At 46.2% G+C, this 17,738-nt stretch carries 19 protein-coding genes and 1 pseudogene; 4 read left to right on the forward strand and 16 right to left on the reverse strand.

The window, feature by feature from the left end; all coding sequences use genetic code 11:
• Positions 1–102: 102 nt before the first annotated feature.
• From M3G15_RS06055 to M3G15_RS06075, 5 genes are all read right to left on the reverse strand, one after another.
• The gene (locus M3G15_RS06055; RefSeq protein WP_260070371.1) at positions 103–681 is read right to left on the reverse strand and encodes a DUF4269 domain-containing protein; all 579 of its coding nucleotides are present in this window, start codon (positions 679–681) and stop codon (positions 103–105) included.
• Positions 682–785: 104 nt separating this feature from the next.
• A complete protein-coding gene (locus M3G15_RS06060) occupies positions 786–1,715 on the reverse strand; it encodes a glycoside hydrolase family 43 protein (RefSeq protein ID WP_260070372.1) in 930 nt (309 codons plus the stop codon).
• Positions 1,716–1,870: 155 nt separating this feature from the next.
• Entirely contained in the window at positions 1,871–3,490 is a 1,620-nt protein-coding gene (locus tag M3G15_RS06065; RefSeq protein ID WP_009225058.1) for an extracellular solute-binding protein, read from the reverse strand.
• 47 nt (positions 3,491–3,537) lie between these two features.
• Entirely contained in the window at positions 3,538–4,464 is a 927-nt protein-coding gene (locus tag M3G15_RS06070; RefSeq protein WP_260070373.1) for a carbohydrate ABC transporter permease, read from the reverse strand.
• A gap of 18 nt (positions 4,465–4,482) precedes the next feature.
• Entirely contained in the window at positions 4,483–5,406 is a 924-nt protein-coding gene (locus M3G15_RS06075; protein WP_009225056.1) for an ABC transporter permease, read from the reverse strand.
• Between the two features lie 362 nt (positions 5,407–5,768).
• Between M3G15_RS06075 and M3G15_RS06080 the strand changes: the two genes are divergently transcribed.
• Together M3G15_RS06080 and M3G15_RS06085 are read left to right on the forward strand one after the other, a co-directional pair.
• The gene (locus M3G15_RS06080; RefSeq protein WP_260070374.1) at positions 5,769–7,514 is read left to right on the forward strand and encodes a sensor histidine kinase; all 1,746 of its coding nucleotides are present in this window, start codon (positions 5,769–5,771) and stop codon (positions 7,512–7,514) included.
• Positions 7,511–9,139 carry a response regulator gene (locus M3G15_RS06085; RefSeq protein WP_260070375.1) on the forward strand — a complete coding sequence of 543 codons (1,629 nt, stop codon included), beginning with the start codon at positions 7,511–7,513 and terminating at the stop codon, positions 9,137–9,139. Before M3G15_RS06080 ends, M3G15_RS06085 begins: the two co-directional genes overlap by 4 nt.
• 60 nt (positions 9,140–9,199) lie before the next feature.
• Here M3G15_RS06085 and M3G15_RS06090 read toward each other — a convergent pair whose 3' ends face one another.
• A complete protein-coding gene (locus M3G15_RS06090; protein ID WP_260070376.1) occupies positions 9,200–9,625 on the reverse strand; it encodes a hypothetical protein in 426 nt (141 codons plus the stop codon).
• Positions 9,626–9,773: 148 nt separating this feature from the next.
• Positions 9,774–10,421: pseudogene (locus tag M3G15_RS06095) on the reverse strand (FusB/FusC family EF-G-binding protein).
• A 229-nt stretch (positions 10,422–10,650) separates the two neighbouring features.
• Between M3G15_RS06095 and M3G15_RS21500 the strand changes: the two are divergent.
• The gene (locus M3G15_RS21500; RefSeq protein WP_009225051.1) at positions 10,651–11,025 is read left to right on the forward strand and encodes a hypothetical protein; all 375 of its coding nucleotides are present in this window, start codon (positions 10,651–10,653) and stop codon (positions 11,023–11,025) included.
• A 494-nt stretch (positions 11,026–11,519) separates the two neighbouring features.
• On the opposite strand, the gene M3G15_RS06105 is transcribed toward M3G15_RS21500, so the two are convergent.
• Genes M3G15_RS06105 through M3G15_RS06115 form a run of 3 tightly spaced genes read right to left on the reverse strand, consistent with a single transcriptional unit; the run spans position 11,520 to position 12,912 of the window.
• Entirely contained in the window at positions 11,520–11,909 is a 390-nt protein-coding gene (locus M3G15_RS06105; RefSeq protein ID WP_009225049.1) for a VOC family protein, read from the reverse strand.
• Positions 11,910–11,926: 17 nt separating this feature from the next.
• Entirely contained in the window at positions 11,927–12,400 is a 474-nt protein-coding gene (locus tag M3G15_RS06110) for a hypothetical protein (RefSeq protein ID WP_036645129.1), read from the reverse strand.
• Between the two features lie 50 nt (positions 12,401–12,450).
• Positions 12,451–12,912 (reverse strand): GNAT family N-acetyltransferase, encoded by a 462-nt coding sequence (locus M3G15_RS06115; RefSeq protein WP_009225047.1) that lies wholly within the window; start codon positions 12,910–12,912, stop codon positions 12,451–12,453.
• A 267-nt stretch (positions 12,913–13,179) separates the two neighbouring features.
• Here M3G15_RS06115 and M3G15_RS21620 point away from each other — a divergent pair, with 267 nt between their 5' ends.
• Positions 13,180–13,374: a hypothetical protein gene (locus M3G15_RS21620; protein WP_009225046.1), complete on the forward strand. Its 195-nt coding sequence runs from the start codon at positions 13,180–13,182 to the stop codon at positions 13,372–13,374.
• Between the two features lie 114 nt (positions 13,375–13,488).
• Here the strand turns inward: M3G15_RS21620 and M3G15_RS06125 are convergent, their stop codons facing one another.
• The 6 genes from M3G15_RS06125 to M3G15_RS06150 all read right to left on the reverse strand — a co-directional run.
• Positions 13,489–13,776, reverse strand: a complete 288-nt coding sequence (locus M3G15_RS06125; RefSeq protein ID WP_260070378.1) for a hypothetical protein — start codon at positions 13,774–13,776, stop codon at positions 13,489–13,491.
• Between the two features lie 806 nt (positions 13,777–14,582).
• Entirely contained in the window at positions 14,583–15,269 is a 687-nt protein-coding gene (locus M3G15_RS06130; protein ID WP_260070379.1) for a hypothetical protein, read from the reverse strand.
• A 414-nt stretch (positions 15,270–15,683) separates the two neighbouring features.
• The gene (locus tag M3G15_RS06135) at positions 15,684–16,031 is read right to left on the reverse strand and encodes a HepT-like ribonuclease domain-containing protein (RefSeq protein WP_009225037.1); all 348 of its coding nucleotides are present in this window, start codon (positions 16,029–16,031) and stop codon (positions 15,684–15,686) included.
• Positions 16,028–16,315 (reverse strand): nucleotidyltransferase family protein, encoded by a 288-nt coding sequence (locus M3G15_RS06140; protein ID WP_036645127.1) that lies wholly within the window; start codon positions 16,313–16,315, stop codon positions 16,028–16,030. Before M3G15_RS06140 ends, M3G15_RS06135 begins: the two co-directional genes overlap by 4 nt.
• Positions 16,316–16,591: 276 nt before the next feature.
• Positions 16,592–17,044, reverse strand: coding sequence for an NUDIX hydrolase (locus M3G15_RS06145; RefSeq protein ID WP_094093757.1), 453 nt, complete (start codon positions 17,042–17,044; stop codon positions 16,592–16,594).
• 227 nt (positions 17,045–17,271) lie between these two features.
• Positions 17,272–17,738: class I SAM-dependent methyltransferase (locus tag M3G15_RS06150; RefSeq protein ID WP_260070380.1), on the reverse strand; the 467-nt coding region annotated here is incomplete at its 5' end.

Raw genomic sequence — 17,738 nt, forward strand, 5'->3', positions numbered from 1 at the left:
CTGATCAGGAATTAAACTGCCACTTTCACTTTCTTATTGATTCTTTTATACCTGATCAAGCTGGCGTTGTCGATATCCTATTCCATACCATCCTGCTTAGGATCATTTCGTTTCGATCCTTTCTTCGATAAAATGGAGCAGCCGTGCATGCTCCCACTCATACATGGCCAGCAGCGTTTCATAAGGGTCCCCTTCCAGCCGAAAAAACTTGCCAAACGCCGGCTCCGTCTTCAAGCCCTCTGCCTTCAGCTTCCGGATCGCCTCCCGGGCCGATGCCCCTCCCATCTCCAGCATCCGGTGCTCAATCACCATATGCCGGTAAGCGTTCTGCTCCGTCACCGGCTTGGGCTGACCAAATACCTCGAACGCCAAGCCGTGATGGGTAAAGTTCGCGACCGTACGCAGGAGTCCGCCGACAATTTTGCTGGAGCAGGTGTACGCCTTGCATGCCCCAAAATAACGCTCCAGCTCTTGCTCAAACCGCTTGGCGTCATACACCTCGCAGATGATGTCCAAGTCGCTGTCGGGCATATCAATATCGAGCGGAATCGTTCCAGCCAAGACCGGATGATAGGAAGCCAGCCTGTCTATCATCTGCAGCTCCTCCATCGCCATGTAAGCCTGACGCTGACGCTCATTGCCTTTTTGCAAATAAGCGAGGTCGAGGAAGTTGTTTGTCATGATCATGCCCCCTCCGATGCCCTTCCAAGCTTCTTCCCATCCTACTTCGCGATGGTTTCGGCCTATCTCTGCCAAGCAACCAAAGAATCTTCCCGTTTAGCTGACTAACGCACCAGCGGTCTGGCTGCGACGCCTTCATGGGTCATTTGCACTGGCTGGATTCGCCCGTCCTCTTCAAATAACATGCGATCGATGCAAACCACGCGATGATTCGCATCGGTTTCACTGAGCGGCCGGCGGTGGTAAACGATGTACCACTCGTCGCTGCCCGGAATTTGCAGAAATCCGTGATGACCGGCGCCGGTGGCGATTTCCGGATCCTGCTGCAGAATCTTGCCTACGCGCTTGAACGGTCCAACCGGCGAATCGGACATGGCGTAGGCTACGGAATAATCCGGTCCGGTCCAGCCCCCCTCGGCCCACATGAAATAGTAAATGCCGTTCCGTTTGAACATGCAAGGCCCCTCAACATAATGATCCGGGGTGATCTCCTTGAACGTGGTTCCATCCTCGAACGTGTCCAGATGAATCATGTCCTCGGTCAGCTTCGCCACATTGCAATGTCCCCACCCCCCATAGTACAGGTAAGCGCTTCCGTCATCATCGAGAAAAACATGGGGGTCAATCGGCTGCGCGCCAAAATGAAACCGATCAATCAACGGCTTGCCCAGCGCATCCCGGTACGGACCCTCCGGCCGATCGGCAACCGCCACGCCGATTCCGCCCAGCTCCTCGTCACTTTGAATGTCGTTCGCAGCAAAATAATAATAGAACTTTCCGTTTCGTTCGATCGGCGACGGAGCCCATAGCGCCCGTCGCGCCCAAGCGATATCTTCCATCGTCAGGATGCGCTCAACCTTCGTCCACTCCGTCAAATCCGTGGAATAGAAAGCATCAAAAAACGTCTGTTCATCGTAAGGGGCCGAGTACGTCGGGTAAATCCAATACCGATCCTGAAAAATCCTCGCTTCCGGGTCCGCATACCAGCCTGTAAATAAGGGATTGCCGGATCTCTTGAGCTGCTCTTCGTTCATGGGGCTCCTCCTTTTCCTTAATGCATCAACGGATATATAACGCTATATTCTCCGCCGCGGGTATCCATACCTGCATGGGATCATCCCGTCATCCCTAAAGAATACAAAACCGCCCTGCAATCCATGTACAGGACGGTTCCTTGGCGATTAAGATGTTATTTCACGCTCATGTAACGGTCGTAGGCGTCGGTGCGGATTTTCATCAGCTTCTCCAGGCCCATGTCGTTCAGCTTCTTCACGTAAGCGTCCCAGCCTTCGTCGATGCCCCCTTTCGTTACCCACTGGGCGCGCATCGTCGAAACATAAGTGTCGATGTCCGTGGTCAGGGTCGGGAGCTCCTGGAACTCCTCGGCCGTATACATGACATTCGGGAATGGCGTAGTCACGTATTCGCTGCCCATTTTGTCAATCTCCAGCTTCAGGCCGTCGCCAGCTTTCGGGTTAAGCACGATGTTCTTCTCGAAGGAAGGGCTGACGTATTTCGGTCCGAAATCCCGCAGCGATTGCTCCCAGTACCATGCGTCCGCGCTGGTGCCGGCCGGCGGATCCATCAAGGTGTAGGTGCCATCGTCATTCTTCTGAATGACCGTGCCAATCGCGCCCCAGAAGTTCTGGATGCTCGCTTCGTTGGTATAGAACTGGTCGGCCCAGCGGGCGGCCACTTCCGGATATTTGCAGGACGTCGTAATCAACAACTCGTTGCGGTTAAAACTCATACCGTTCGGATTCCCCGGATTGTAACGCTTCCCGTCGGGACCTGCGATAGGCGGAATGGCGACATACTGATCACTCCATTTGCCAAACACCGCGTCCGGCGTCCATTGGTTCGTAAATCCGACGATCGGAGCATCCGCATTCTGCTGTTTCGCCGATGTCATCGTGGCATCCTGGGTGAACAACTCTTTGTCGATCAGGCCATCCGCATACAGCTTATGGGCGAATTTCAAGCCTTCCTTGTACTCCTCGCTGGTTGGATAGAACACCGGTTTGCCATCCTTCACCAACATGTTATTGGCGTTGATGTCGGTAATGCCAAATGGATTCAGGAAATCCGGGGCCAACCCGGTTTCGGTATACGGAATTTCGTCCGCTTTCCCGTTGCCGTTCGGATCCTGCTCTTTAAACGCTTTCAACACGTTGTATAGATCATCAACCGTGTCCGGCACTTGGAGTCCCAATTTATCGAGCCAAGCCTTGTTAATGACCGGCTGGTTTTTCGTTTTCGGACGCGACGGCAGCCGGGTCGGCAAGGAATAGATTTTGCCGTCCGGGAACGTGCTGATCTTCTTCAGCTCCGGCGTCTCGGCCATCGCGGCTTTGAGGTTCGGCATGTATTGGTCAATGTACTCGTCCAGCGGACGGAAGTAACTTAAGTTATTGACGATATCAGAATCGGAAAAGGTCTGGTCGCCTAATATAATGTCCGGCAGCGTGCCGCTGGCCAGCATGATCGATTTCTGCTCGTTCCAATCGTTCGAGGACACGACCTGCCATTCAATTTTGACATTCGTACTCTTCTCCAAATCCTTCAGCCACTGATTCTGGGTAAACGTATCGCCCATGTTCCCCCAGCGCATCGTCAACACCTTTAGCGTAACGGGTTCGTTTACGATCGGCAGCCCCTCTTTATTGAAGAAGCTCGTATCGCTTGGCGCCGGACTTCCGGAATCCGCGGATTTACCGCCGCCGCACCCTGCGAGGCCAAAGGCGAGCGCTCCCGCAAGAATCAGCGCGGTCCATTTTTTTACCGTGAATCTGCCTGTTTGTTTGCTCATTGCTCGTTCCCCCATTCTTTGATTGTACCATGCCTTACGGTGTCCAATTAGCTTTTGACCGCTCCGATCATCACCCCCTGATTGAAATATTTCTGCAGGAAGGGATACACGCACATGATCGGGACGGTGGCGATAATAATGACGGAGTAGCGCATCAGATTGGCGAGCCGAAGCGCGATTTGGGCTGCTTCCCCGGTCCCCATGCCGGACTGCATCTGGTTTGTGATCAGGATGTTGCGCAGGATCAGCTGCAGGGGATGCAGGTCCGGATTTTTTAAATAAATCAAAGCATTGAAGTAAGAGTTCCAGTAACCAACCGCGATCCATAGCCCCAGCACGGCGATGATCGCCTTGGACAGCGGCAGCACGATCTGGGCGAAATAACGGAGATTGCCGCAGCCGTCAATTTGCGCCGCCTCCCACAAATCCTCGGGAATGCTCGACTGAAAGAACGTCCTTGCAACGATGATATCGTACACGATCACGGAAAACGGCAAGACCATCACCAAAAACGTATCGTACAGATGGAAATCCCGGATCGTCAGGAAGGTTGGAATGAGTCCGCCGCTGAAAAACATCGTAAAGATGAAAAACAACGAAAGGAACTTCCGTCCGACCAGATCCTTCCGCGACAACGCGTACGCCGCTGACACGTTCACGATCAGGCCAATGGCCGTGCCTACTACCGTATACAATATCGTGTTTCGATAGCCGATCCAAATATTTTCGTGCTTCAGCAGCTCCTTATAGCCATCCAGGGTAAACCCCTTGGGAACAAACCACACCTGCCCGTTCGCCACCGCTGACGGGTCGCTGAAAGAAGCGATAACGATAAAATAAAGCGGGTAAATTAACACAATCAGAAACAGCACCGCAAAGACATAAAGCAGCACTTCCATCACTTTGTCGGAGGATCGATTGTTGATCGGCTGCACGGCTGGATTAGTTGCTGAATGGGCTGTCTCCATTTTCATCTCCTTCTCCCCCCTTCCCTACCACAGGCTGTTCTCGCTGTATTTCTTGGAGATCTGGTTCACCAGAATCAGCAGCAGGAAGTTAATGACTGTGTTAAACAGGTTGACCGCCGAGGAGAAGCTGTACTGGCTGCTCAGCAGGCCGATCTTGTAGATGTACGTGGACAAGATTTCACTTGCGGTAATGTTCAGGTCGTTTTGCATTAGATAGACCTTCTCGAATCCAACGCCCAGCAGACCGCCAACCCGCAAAATGAGCAGCGTGATCGCCGTCGGCATCAGCATCGGAATATCGATGTAGCGGATTTTGTGCCAGCGGCTGGCTCCATCAACGGTAGCCGCCTCGTACAAGCTGGGATCGACTGTAGACAACGCAGCGATGTAGATGATGCTGTCCCATCCAACATGCTGCCACACGTCCGACCAGACGTAGATGCTGCTGAACCAACCGGCAGAACCGATCAAATCAGGTGCATCTCCGCCGAACAGTTTGTACAAATTGCCGACCAGTCCGGTGCTCGGAGAGAGCAGAATCAGCATCAACCCGACCATGACGACGGTAGAAATGAAATGCGGCATATACGAGACGGTTTGAAAAAAACGTCGGAACCGGTTCGGCCGCATCTGATTGACCATCAAGGCCAGCCCAATCGGAATCGGAAACGTGGCGATACTGTATAAGCTGATAATGATGGTGTTCTTAATCGTCGTCGAAAATTGATACGAATGAAAAAATTTCTCAAAATGCTTGAACCCCACCCAAGGACTACCGTCAATGCCAAGCGCCGGGCTATAATCCTTGAACGCAATGACCACGCCGTACATCGGTTTGTACGCGAATAACAGCGTCAGCACCACCGCAGGCAACAGCAGCAAGTACAGTCCCCGGTTTCTTTTGATTTGTCCAAGCGTCCGCCTTAGGCCCACTGCGCCGGATTTCATGACATCCCCTCCTTCTTGATCGTCTAAACTCCTAGTCACGCCTTTCGTATGTCCGGCGGCTTCATGTCTTCAGTATAGTGCCCAGCCTGGTGCGTTTATCGGACTCAAACTCGGCAGTAAACGGACTTTTGCTCGCCGGCTCCCATGGGCCCGAAGCCTGTCCCCTTAACCAGCGGCCGAATGGAATAACGGAATCCGGACTTGATTTGACGCTTTCCGGACTTTCCGTTGATGTGGATGGGATTCGGTCTTCTTTTTCTAAAGGAAGGATTTATAATAGGGTTAATACCTTTGACAGCGCATTCATAAAGGTGTTCCCACTGAAAAACAAGCTAGTATCGGCAGGAAGAGGCGAGGGGGCCATGGCTAACACCGCGAAAAACAAACCATATCCGATTCGTCACTACGTTAACTTCATGTTTCTGATCTCCTTCATCATCCTGATCCTGGATTTTGTCATCAGCTTATCTGCGGTATCGATCGTCAAGCAGCAATCCACGCGTTTTCTGCAGGATACCGCGGATTTATACATCAACCGGATCAACCACGATTTCGCTTATATCAACCACTATACGGGCTGGACGCTGGCGAACGATGAGAACTTGCAGGCGATGAACGATCACCCGATGAACAGCGTGGAGTTTTTTGAGGGGAATGAAAATCTGCACAAGCGCTTTAATGAGCTGCAAAAAAACTACGGCCAGGAATACAATTTCTTCGTGTATTTGAAGAAACAGGATTTTTTCCTCAACTGTGCGCCGATCAGTATTCCGTATTCAGATTACCTGGAGCTCAAGGAACAGGTCATCGCCAATGTGGAGGCGGGACGGGATGTCTACGAGAAAATTTACTCCAAGTGGACACCGGTTGAAATTAACGGCAGGCACTATATTACGAACATCGTTCCTTTTCACGATAGCTACATGATCAGCCTGGTGTCCGCGGATCAACTGATTCGTCCTTTACGGGAGCTGAATCTCGGCGAGAACGGGTTCGTCTCCCTGGTGGATAATCGCAGCCAGGTCTTAACCAGCCCGATCTCCAACAACGGTGCGCTGCTGGACGAGGATCGGCGACCCTCGTTCTTTCAGAACTTGTTTAAGGGTGGAACGACGGTTAACGGGGAGTTCACGAACGCTTCTTTTCACGTAAAGCTGGTGATCCAGTTCGGGACATTTGAGAAAATCATGATCGCCCAGCTGCTGATCCTCCTGCTCGCCGTTATGATCACCTGCAGCCTGGGGTTCATCCTGATCTACTTCCGGAACAAGGTCCTTCTTCCAATCAAGAGCTTCTCCTATAACCTGGCGTTTTGGACGGAGGAAGGGGAGCCGTTGGCGTTCGAGAGCAGTAAGATCATCGAGCTGGAAAGAGCAAATAAACAATTCATGAACCTGGTCGACCAGATCAAGAAATTTAAAATCGACTTGTACGAACGGGAACTGGAGAAGCAGCGGATCCAATTGGATTATATGAAGCTGCAGATTAATCCGCATTTTTTCCTGAATTGCCTGACGAATATCTATAGCATGGCGCAAATGCAGCTATATCAGGAAATCGAGCAGATGGCCTTATCCACCTCGCGATATTTCCGCTACATCTTCCAAAACGATGGCGATTTCGTTAAGTTGAGAGATGAGATCGAGCACGTGCGGATATATCTGGATATTCAGAAACACCGGTATCCGGACGCACTGGTTTATCGCATCGACGTAGAGGAAATGTTGGCCGCAGAGATTCAAATCCCGCCGCTCGTCTTGCAGACCTTTGTGGAAAATGCGGTGAAATATGCGGTGTCCCGTATTTCACAAGTACACATCGAATTGGCGGTGCGATTGGAGCGGGAGGATGGCGAGGAGCGCATGACGATCCGGATCACCGATACCGGACCCGGATTCCCGCCGGAGATCCTGGAGTGTCTGCAGAACGGCAGGCCTCTGGATCAATCTGCTGGAAACCATATCGGAATTATGAACACACTGCAGCGTTTGGCGTCTCTCTACAACGGGGATGCAGCCGTATCGTTCTCCAACCGGGAGGACGGCGGTGCATGCGTGATCTTATCCCTTCCGGCAGATGCCGGGACGAACAGGAGCGTGGCAGTATGAATGCATTAGTCGTGGATGACGATGTTTATGTCGTCGCTGCTTTAGAGAAGAAAATCGAGTGGAAGGCTCTGGGGATCGATAAGGTCTATACCGCAAACAACGTCGCCCAGGCTCGTGACATCCTGCAACAGCACTCGGTACAAATTCTGATCTCTGACATCGAGATGCCGCAGGGTAGCGGACTTGAGCTGCTCGCTTGGATCCGGGAAGAGAACTATGCCGTCCAGGCTATCTTCCTGACAAACTATGCGGATTTCAACTATGCGCAGAAAGCGATTGAGCTTCAGAGCTTCGAATATTTTCTTAAGCCAATCGAGTTCGATAAGCTGATGCTGATCCTTCGTAAAGCGGTCGCGCGGGCCGAGGAGCAGCATCAGCGGGAGAAGGCGATGCAAGAAGGGGTGCTATGGCAGCGAAATCAGGCCAACCTCTTGGAGTATTTCTGGCGTAAGCTGGTGAACGCGAGCGTGGCCGCACCCGTTAAGCCTGCAGCGGTGGCTCAGGCGGTGGAAGATCAGCAGCTCTCCTACCTTCCGTCCGACATCCTTCAGCCAGTGCTGATTCACGTGTTTCCATACAACGGCAGCTTAGGCCGGGAGGAGAAGGGGTTGTTCGATTTTGCCCTCGGGAATGTATTGGGCGAACTGCTCAAACATCCGCAGTTTGCCGTCGAGACGATCCTGGAGGTGAAGGAGCATCAATGGATGGCCATCCTCAAGTGGAACGCCCCGCCGGAACCCGACGTACTCGCGGAGTTATGCTCCGAAGGGATTCGCAGAGCCAACGCCTATTTGCATTGCGATGCTTGCTGCTTAGTGGGTCTCTCCGATCGGCTGGAGAGTATCGGCCACGTACTGCACCAACTGCTGGCGATGAACGAGGGTTTGACCAAAACCCGCAACCGAACCTATTGGGCAGAGCGCGATGATCTAAAAAAGCAAACGGTATATCATCCCCCGAATTTGACCCGTTTGGAGGAACTGCTTCATCAGAACGATTCGGCTTCGTTCCTCGCCGAGACGGCGCGATATCTTCGCGACTGCCTGGACCGCAAGACGCTGGACACCTCTTGCCTTGCCTTATTCCGTCTGGATATTGTGCAGCTTGTCTATGCCTTCTTGAAGTTAAAAGGCATCGAAGCGCACAAATTATATGCAGCGCGGGCCAATGAGCAGCTGTTGGCGCAGTCTCTCCATTCCATCGAGGACATGCAGGAATACGTCACTTATTTGGTGAATACGGCCATGGCCTATCGGGATTTTGCGGCGGAACCGAAATCCGTTGCCGAGGAGATCAAACAGTACATCCACGCCCATTACGGGGATGAGCTGACCCGGAACGACCTCGCGGAGGTCGTCTACCTCAACCCGGATTATCTCGCCCGCTTATTCAAGAAAGAAACGGGCATCTCGCTGGGCAGCTACGTCATCCAGGTCCGGATCTCCGTTGCCAAGCAACTGCTCGAAACAACCAAACTGTCTGTGTACGCTGTGGCAAACCAAGTCGGCTACGCCAACTACTCCTACTTCTCCAAGCTGTTCAAGCAGGAGGTGGGAGTCACGCCCAACGAGTACAAGAAGAACCCGCGCACTGCTGCACGATGGCCGGTGGCGGAGCGGGCTTGAACGCTCCCCAAGCGCATGAAGAAGGGCCTTTCCGACGATCGGAAGGCCCTTTTCCCTTGTCTATTTCGATTTTTGCACCTTAAACGTAAATTTCCATTCCGCCGTATTCCCGGAATACCAGCCTCGATTTTCGGTAACCTTTACTTTAAGTGACTTGGTAATGTCCTTGGTCACGGAGGCCCCTTTCACCGTTGCGTTAGCTGAGCCGCTCTCCGGAATTTTGTTCTGCTCTTCCGCATACGCTTTTAACTTCAGACTCTCCGATGATTTTAGCTTCAGAGTGACGGTTGAGCCTTCCTCGATTTCTTTGCCATTCACCGATGCCTTGGTATACCACTCATTGCCAACATGATTGTTCTCCACCAACTCAACACTAACGAGGGTCACCTTGAGTTTGATCGTCTTTGTTGTAGCCGCCGACACAGGCTGAACCAAGCAAACCCAAATCAAGGACAGCATCAGCATAATTTTCAGTGCTTTTTTCATTGAGAGTGCCTCCCTCAAATCATATTTCCAGCAGTGCTCCGCACGGCCTGGGTTCCGCTTCCATTTTACTCCAATCCTTTGACACCCACAATCCTATGCAAATGCAAAAGAAGACCGCCGATCAACGGCGATCTTCTTCTCTTCACATTTATTTTCCAACCGAAAGCAAGAACCGCTCCAAAGCCCCCGTATCCGTAATGCTATGGTTGCAATCCCGGTTCTCCAGGCAGACATAATTCCCGTACATGGAGAAGTTGTCCGGCGAAGCATGGGCGGACTTGGTTTTCACCGAGAAAAAGGCAAGCTCCTGATGCCGATTGCAGAACAAGCAATACCCTTTCTTATTGGTCGGCGTGATGCGGCCCTCGATGCCGATGAACCGGCCTTCGTACGGGTAGACGATGTATAGCTTGTTCGTCGCGATGTCCACCCAACTCAAGTACGTCACGTAACGAAAGTCGATGGCGGCGAGATCCGGTACTTTCAGCTTTTTATTTTTAGGGAATAGCTTCTTAATCTGCTTCACCGTAATCGGCGGAAAAGGCTCCAGATATTGTTCCAACGCGCCAAGATATCTTTGGAACTCATAAGCTGTCTCGAAGGTCGCGATTTGACCGAGCATCTACTTCTGCTCCTCCGTCAGCGTCGGAAAGGCCTCAACGATATTCGTAACGGCACTAAACCTTACGGTCTCCAGAACGCTTCGATCCGCGACGGCTCGCAGGGTTTTCTGAAGAAATTCCGCTTGTTTCTTGATCACGTTATACTGGTGGTTTCTAATAAATGGTGTACACATAGCTTTCAGCCCCTTATTTGTAATGAATCAATTCAATAAGGTGCAAAGCCTGTTATTAGAAACGATAAAATGAATTTTGGGCGATCGAATAGGAAAAAGTATATCAGCAAGTTCGGAAAGCCGCAATTCGATTCCTCTTAAAATCAAACAAGTGCCCTACTCTCTTGTCCACACCGATTCATAGAAACGGAAATATATTATATCACCCCTATGAAAAGGAGTGATAGATTTGGCAAACCGCGATGTACGTCTTGCATTATGGTCAGGTACTAATTTTACTGGCCGCCGAATTCTCTTCAGACGCGGCGGGGTCGCTGTCCGCGATCTTGGAGCGTTCAGATTCAACAATGCACTTACCAGCTTCCGTCTCAGAAATATTGTGCAAAGCTCTCGCGTTACCCTGGTGTTGTTCTCGGGAACGAACTTTCAAGGTTCCTTCCGGGTATTCCGGGGCAGTCAAAATGTGTCCAACTTGGGCAATTTCAACTTCAATAACGTGACATCTTCGCTCATTTTAGTTGGCCGTAATCTGACGAACTCGGAGATCGCTGAAATCCAACGCACCGGAAGACCACCTAGAGACATTCTTATTATTAGACAATAATTGATTACAGGCTCATCGTTGGAAGCAGATCTAAAGAAGCTAGAATTCACCGCGTTCCTCTTACCCGGATTGGTTTCCTCCTTAAATGCACGAATATAGCGAAACGCCCCGGCCTTAGATCGCTCTTTGGCTGGGGCGTTTGTTGTTTAAGCTGCTTTTTTACTTTGCACCTTTGTAAGTTAAATGGATGTGATTCAGGTCCGTGCTGCTATCAAAAATAAATTCAAGCTGGTAATCCCCACGGACGTACACTAATTTTTTCTGAGTGAGTTTACCCGTTTTAATGGTAGTAGTCGAGTTTGGCATCCCATTTCTTGATCATTTCATCACGTGGATTGCCCTCATCCGCATTCAGAATTAGGGATACATTCAACTCGCCTGAATGTTTGGGGGGTCTAAACTTGACCATTTTATTCCGTGTTTCGCCAGTTTCATATGTGCCTCTTGCACTTGCTTGCCTGAATAGCCGTGTTCATTAAATAAAAATAATCCTACTAATGCAAAGGAGCAACAATTTCTACCTTCATTCGATCAGGATCCTCAAAAAATACCGCATAATGATCCGGTCCACCTGCATAAGGATGTCTATCTTTATACAGAATAGTAACCCCACGATCTTCAAGCTGATTCGTAATCTTATTTACCTGCTCCTTGGAATTAGCTTGGAAAGCAAGATGATTTAATCCCACTCTTTTTCGGTGATAGGGAATATCTAAGTATTTTTCTCCTGTTTGTACAAAGACAATATATGTAGTTCCGCTGATCCAACTCACTCCCTGGTCCCACTCTTGATAGACCGAATATCCAAGCTCTTGAAAAATCCAATCCCAGAACGCTCTACTTGTTTGGAGGTCGGAAACATTGATTTCGACATGATGGATCATTGATAAGCTCCTTTTTATTACATTCCCTCAAGGATGTTTCTAGCAACCTGGTTTGCTTCATTTTTATTTCCCGCTGGTCCTGATACATATCCCTCAGTAAGATGATATCTCTCATTTATATCATTCAATTGTAACCATACCTTATTAAAATCAGCGGATGTCATTATGGAGCCGATTGAATTTAGTACATGAAACTCATTATTCTTTGTAAGTGTTTCAAAATATTTGTTGCCTTCTCTCTTGAGCTTGATATCATAGACCAAATCGTTATCTACAATCATTTTTCCGATGAACCTATCTTTCCCAAAAAGCACTTTATAGTGCTCGCCGATGATTGATATTTGCGTTTGCTTTTCGAACTCCGTTTCTACCGAGTAAATAGTGCTTCTCAGACTTACTTCTACATGACGGGGACGATGAAAGTCATAAGTGAGATAAAGAATTACAATAAGGAATATACAACATAATGTTATGATCACTCTCTTCTTCACTTGGTCACCTCCATAAGATGAAACCTGAAGGATGTTACGGAGTCTTCAAGTTATTCAATCAAATCAAGACTTAACCGGATCATATCCCTGCACTGAATTCCGTTCTCATAAATCTTTTCAGGATAATGTCTTATAAAAAAATCCCGATCGATTCCAGTAATTCGGAATCCACATTTTTGATAAAGGAATAGCTGACCTATGCTTGAGTTTCCTGTCCCTATTTCAATCGTTTTGACGTTTTGTTCTCTTGCTTTGTCAATTGCAAAATGGATCAGTTTCTTCCCGATTCCTCTTCCCTGAAAGTCTTCACGCACCGCGATATTAACAATCTCCAATGTTCCTGGTCGTGTTTGTAGTAATACAATGACAGCAATAACTTTATCTCTATCATGCAAACCAACATAACACTGACCTCTTTGCAAATACTCCTCGATCATCTCTTGCGATGGATCAGCTAAGAGTAATAGATCAAGGGGAATATCTTCGTGATCCTTAAGTAATCTAATCTTCACATCCATATTTATCTCCCATACATTCTGCAGTAATTGAATCTATTGTTCTTGCATGCATGAACTAATATTCTTTATTGAACCTACAAATTACGTCGATGATTTTGTGTATTGAAATCTAGAAATAGAAAGACCAATCCCACAATAATGCAGAGTGACCCAAATCAATAATTGATTCGCCTTCTTCGACCAAGGAATTCAAACTTCAAACCATAAGACTCATCCAAGAAGGGAAAACGGTGGCGCAGGTAGCCCGAGAAATGGGGCTGCATGAGTACGTTGTACCGCTGGATCGCCGAATTCAAGAGTAGCGGAGAAGCCGAATCAGGTCTGGAGGACCCCTGCACGCGTAAAATTGTCGGCTTCCATATGGACGAACGAATGACGAAGGAGCTTTGTTTGAAGGCCCTGGATCAGGCGTATCGCCTTCAGAAGCCCAAAGGGAACGTGGCTGCATCATTCTGATCGCGGCAGCCAGTACGCATCCTCAGACTATTAGCAGCGATTGAAACAATATGTCATTATAGGTAATAAATGGATTTTCAAAGCCCCATACTCCTAAAAGTATTGCTATTTCAATTAGCCAATGAAATATTTTTGGGTTTCTATTATCTTCTTCTTTTTCATTTCTGTCCTTCTAATTTTATTTTGTAAATCTATTTCCAATTGCTTCTTATATTCTTTATCAATTTGGATTCCCAGTTTTTCTAGTTCTCTTACTGCACACAATAGATCAACAGCAAAATGATTGCTATATCCTCTAACAAGATTCTTTCCATTGTACTTAACTAACCAATGCTTCGCAGCTTGTAGTCTGCCTTCTTGATTAAGTCTTTTATGTCTTGGTGTATTATTTTTCTTTTTCATTTTTCCTCTTGGCTCTTATGAATTTTGCGATTATTACAGATAACGTTCGTGTATTCACGACGTCCCACCGACTTAAGCGACCAACGGGAACGGCCGCGATGCGGTTAGTCGGTGCGGATGTGTCCGGCTGATTCTGCTTCCCAGAAGCTGCCAATTACATCCCTGAATCCACATCTTACTCCTGCCGGACCGAGGGGCGAATGCCCCGAAGCGTGAACATGGTGTTAGACGAAGTTATTGCCATCTTGATATGCCTGCATTAATGTTCTTATTACTCATTTTTCATTTCATTTCTAATTCTATTCTCAATAACAAGTAAATCTTCTCTTGCATCCTTAGCAATAATCTTCAATATAATTCCCAATAAAATAAGAAATATAGAAACTAGAAATGAAAATATTGTTATAAGTTTTCCAAGCAATTTATCTTTAATATCGTAATCTATAAGCTCATTAAAGTTGCTTGTACTAAAGAAAATAATACCTAAGAAAAAGAATACAACCCCTACTAAAATAAGCCAGATTGATGGTTTTTTGGCTCTTCAAAATACGGCATAGTAATCCTCCAATCAAATTATTATTTCGATTTAAATCAACAAATTTAAAGTCCTTTGATGTGAGGTTTTTACTGTATTGCAATAATTTCGTCTAACGTTCTTGCATTAACGACGCCCCACCACCTTAAGGCTCCAGAGGAACCGGCCGCGATGCGGTTAGGTGGTGCGGGTGTGTCGCCTGTGATAGCCTCTTCGAAATGCCTTGGGCGACCGTGGGACGACGAAGCCGACCCGATGCGTGAATGCATTGTTAGCTGATGTTGCTGCCTTCTCTTGAAATTTCCCGCGAGGTATTTCTTCTATAATTATCAAATAATTTTTTTATATCCGATTTTCTTGTTACATAGCTAGTTAATACTTGACTATTCTGAACAAAGTTACTAACTTTCTTAATATTGATGTTACAGAAGAAAAGAATCCTTAGTTTTAATTTACCTCTTAAATTATCATCTATGGTTTTCTTAAAGCTAAGTCTTATAAACAATATCTCATACGCAGCATAGAGTACAAAAAAATATATGTAGATTACAAACATCAATGAAAGGAGTAGCGGTAAAAGAAAGTCCTTAATTAATTCACTTACGTTAATTTGATCTAAGCCTAATATAATTGATCTTATTGAGTGAATTATTACAATGAACCCTATTATAAATAATATAGCGTTGAAGAAGTTCTTTATGATTGCATTTCTATTTTGGTAATCTGCCGAATGTTCTATAAATCCTACAAATATAGAAGAAACGATAATAAGAAACACAATTACAATCTCCCATATTACTCTGAAACTATAAAGGTTAGTAATGAACTCTACGATAGCGACTATTTTGACATTTTCTTTAATCATATTATAAAAGTAGCTAATATCTTTTGCCTTTCCGATTGCAGATGACGCAGAAATTACACCGGTAACGAAAAACCATACAAGTGTGTCTTTCAACTGTCTATATTCCCAGAATCCAATCTTTATTAAAATATAGATCATTAACAAGTAATAAATACACATAGTGATATACCAATATACTAACTTTCTACTAAACATAGTTTTTAGCATACCTGGGATTTGTGCTCTTACATTATGTAAAGAGAGTGCATACAAAATAAAAATCAATATCCAAAATCCAATAGCTAGTTCCCTATTGCTAAATACTTGATTTAATTGTGAGAGCCACATTTTATCATCTCGCTCTTTTGTGTTTTCGCAGCAATGTCAGCTAACGTTTTTGTATTCACGAAACGACCCAGCCTTAGATAGCTCTTATCTTAGGCTGGGTCGTTTGTTGTCTGAGCTTGCTTCTTCGGTTATTCGTCTGACAACCAAGAGACAATTAAGTCTCGCAGCGTGAATACGGTGTTAAGTGAAGTCTCCCTCTTCTTGAATTGCCCTCACGATAATGGGTTTAACTTCTTTTAGGTTTCTTGTAGCTACTTCCCAAACGATACTTTCATCAATTCCAAAATATTCGTGAATCAAGATATTCCTTAGTCCGATCATATTCTTCCAAGGGACTTCTGGATACTTCCTCTTAACTTCATCGCTAAGATTTCTAGCGGCTTCTCCGATAATTTCTAAGTTTCTTATTACTGCATCCAAAAGCATTTGATTAGCTAAAAACTCATCATATTTAACGGCACCGAGATAAGTTTCTATCCGATTAATTGACTCTAGAATGTCCATTAGTACATTAACCGATCGCTTCACTGATATTGTACCTCGCTAAGAATTTCATCTTTCATATAAGATTTAATGGCATTAGGGGTTACAAGATCGACTTCTCTGCCAAATACAGACTCTAAATAATCCTTCAAATCCAAAAATTCAAATCCTACTGGACGAGAAAATTCAACTAATAAATCGATATCACTTGTTTCCGTCTGTTCATCTCGAGCAAAAGAACCAAATAATCCTATCTTCGAAACATAAAAACGATCCATCAAAAATCTCTTTTCAATCCTTAACTTGTTTTCAATATCTTCTCGCTTCATTGAATTCCCTCCTTGTTTCAAGATTATGTTTTCATTATAACCTAATGGATATTATTTTGTTCGTATTGTCTTTAAAGGGAGATTTCACTTAACGTTCTCGTATTCACGAACCCGAGAACCTTAAGGCAGCTTTAGCTGCCGGCCGCGACGCGGTTAGGTTCGCAGGGTTGTTCGCCTGAATCCACTTCCAGCTTCATCCTCATCGGGCGAACCAAGGGCCGACTGGCCCGCAGCGTGAATATATTGTTATATGACGTCATAGACTTCTTCGATTAACTACCAATGAATGTATCCTGACTTCTTTAAGATCTTATAGGTCATTGAATTCAATTCATTTATTGGCTCTTTTAAACTAAAATACTTCAATTCAAGTCCTTCATTATCATTGATTGTTGGAATCCCAGATACCTTGTGGGCTTCGTATACTATAATTGCATTATAAACTTCATCGCCATGAGGATATTGATAGTACATATCACTTCCAGATAAGACCGTTATAAATTTCAGTTCTTCTGCATTGAGTCCAGCTTCTTCATATAATTCTCTATGTCCTGCTTCTTCAAAAGTTTCAGCTATTTCTAAGGCTCCTCCAATAACTCCCCAATCTCCTGTATCCGTTCTTCTTTGAAGCAGTATATTCTTTTCTTCGTTCAATACGATAACCGTCACACCAGTCAAAATTAAAGGTCGAGTACCGACCAATTTCCGGAGTTCTGAAATATATCCCATCTTGATTCCTCTTTCTAATATTCATTTGTCTGTGATGTCATATAACGTTCCTTGTATTCACGACGCCCCACCACCTTAAGGTCACGAAGTGACCGGCCGCGATGCGGTTAGGTGAATGGATGTGTCCCGGCAATTACTTCCCCGACTTATCTTCCGGGACCGAGGCGGCTTGTCCGCCGATGCGTGAACACATTGTTAGATGATGCTTGCAGGCCTCTTTGAATTACTTACACTATTTTCTTTGCAACATAGGTTATACAATCCGTTGTCAGTTTTACGGGTTCTCCATTTCTGTCAATCTCATATTCTAATTGTTTTACAAATCGTTTTTTGATTTCCCAACCAGAATATTGATGATCCAATAATTCCATCATTCGTTCAGTAGATATATTCACTTCAAACATTGGATCTAATTCTTGTCCATTATCAAGGTTTACTTCCTTTATGTTCGATCCAATAATTATACAGTTGGATCCATTCGTTTTGGTTCCAAGAGTCATTTCTTTAAGCTTTATTTCCAATGCCCTTTCCGAACTAACATGTTCCAAGGCAGATACAGAAATAATCATGTCATACTCGTCTTGTTCGATTCTGAACTGTTCAATATCTGATAATCTTGTAACAATATATTGTTCAACCCCAAATTTGTTACTATAGCTTTTCAATTTATCTATCGCTGATTCCAATAAATCAA

Source organism: Paenibacillus sp. p3-SID1389, from assembly GCF_025151705.1.
GTDB lineage: Bacteria > Bacillota > Bacilli > Paenibacillales > Paenibacillaceae > Fontibacillus > Fontibacillus phoenicis.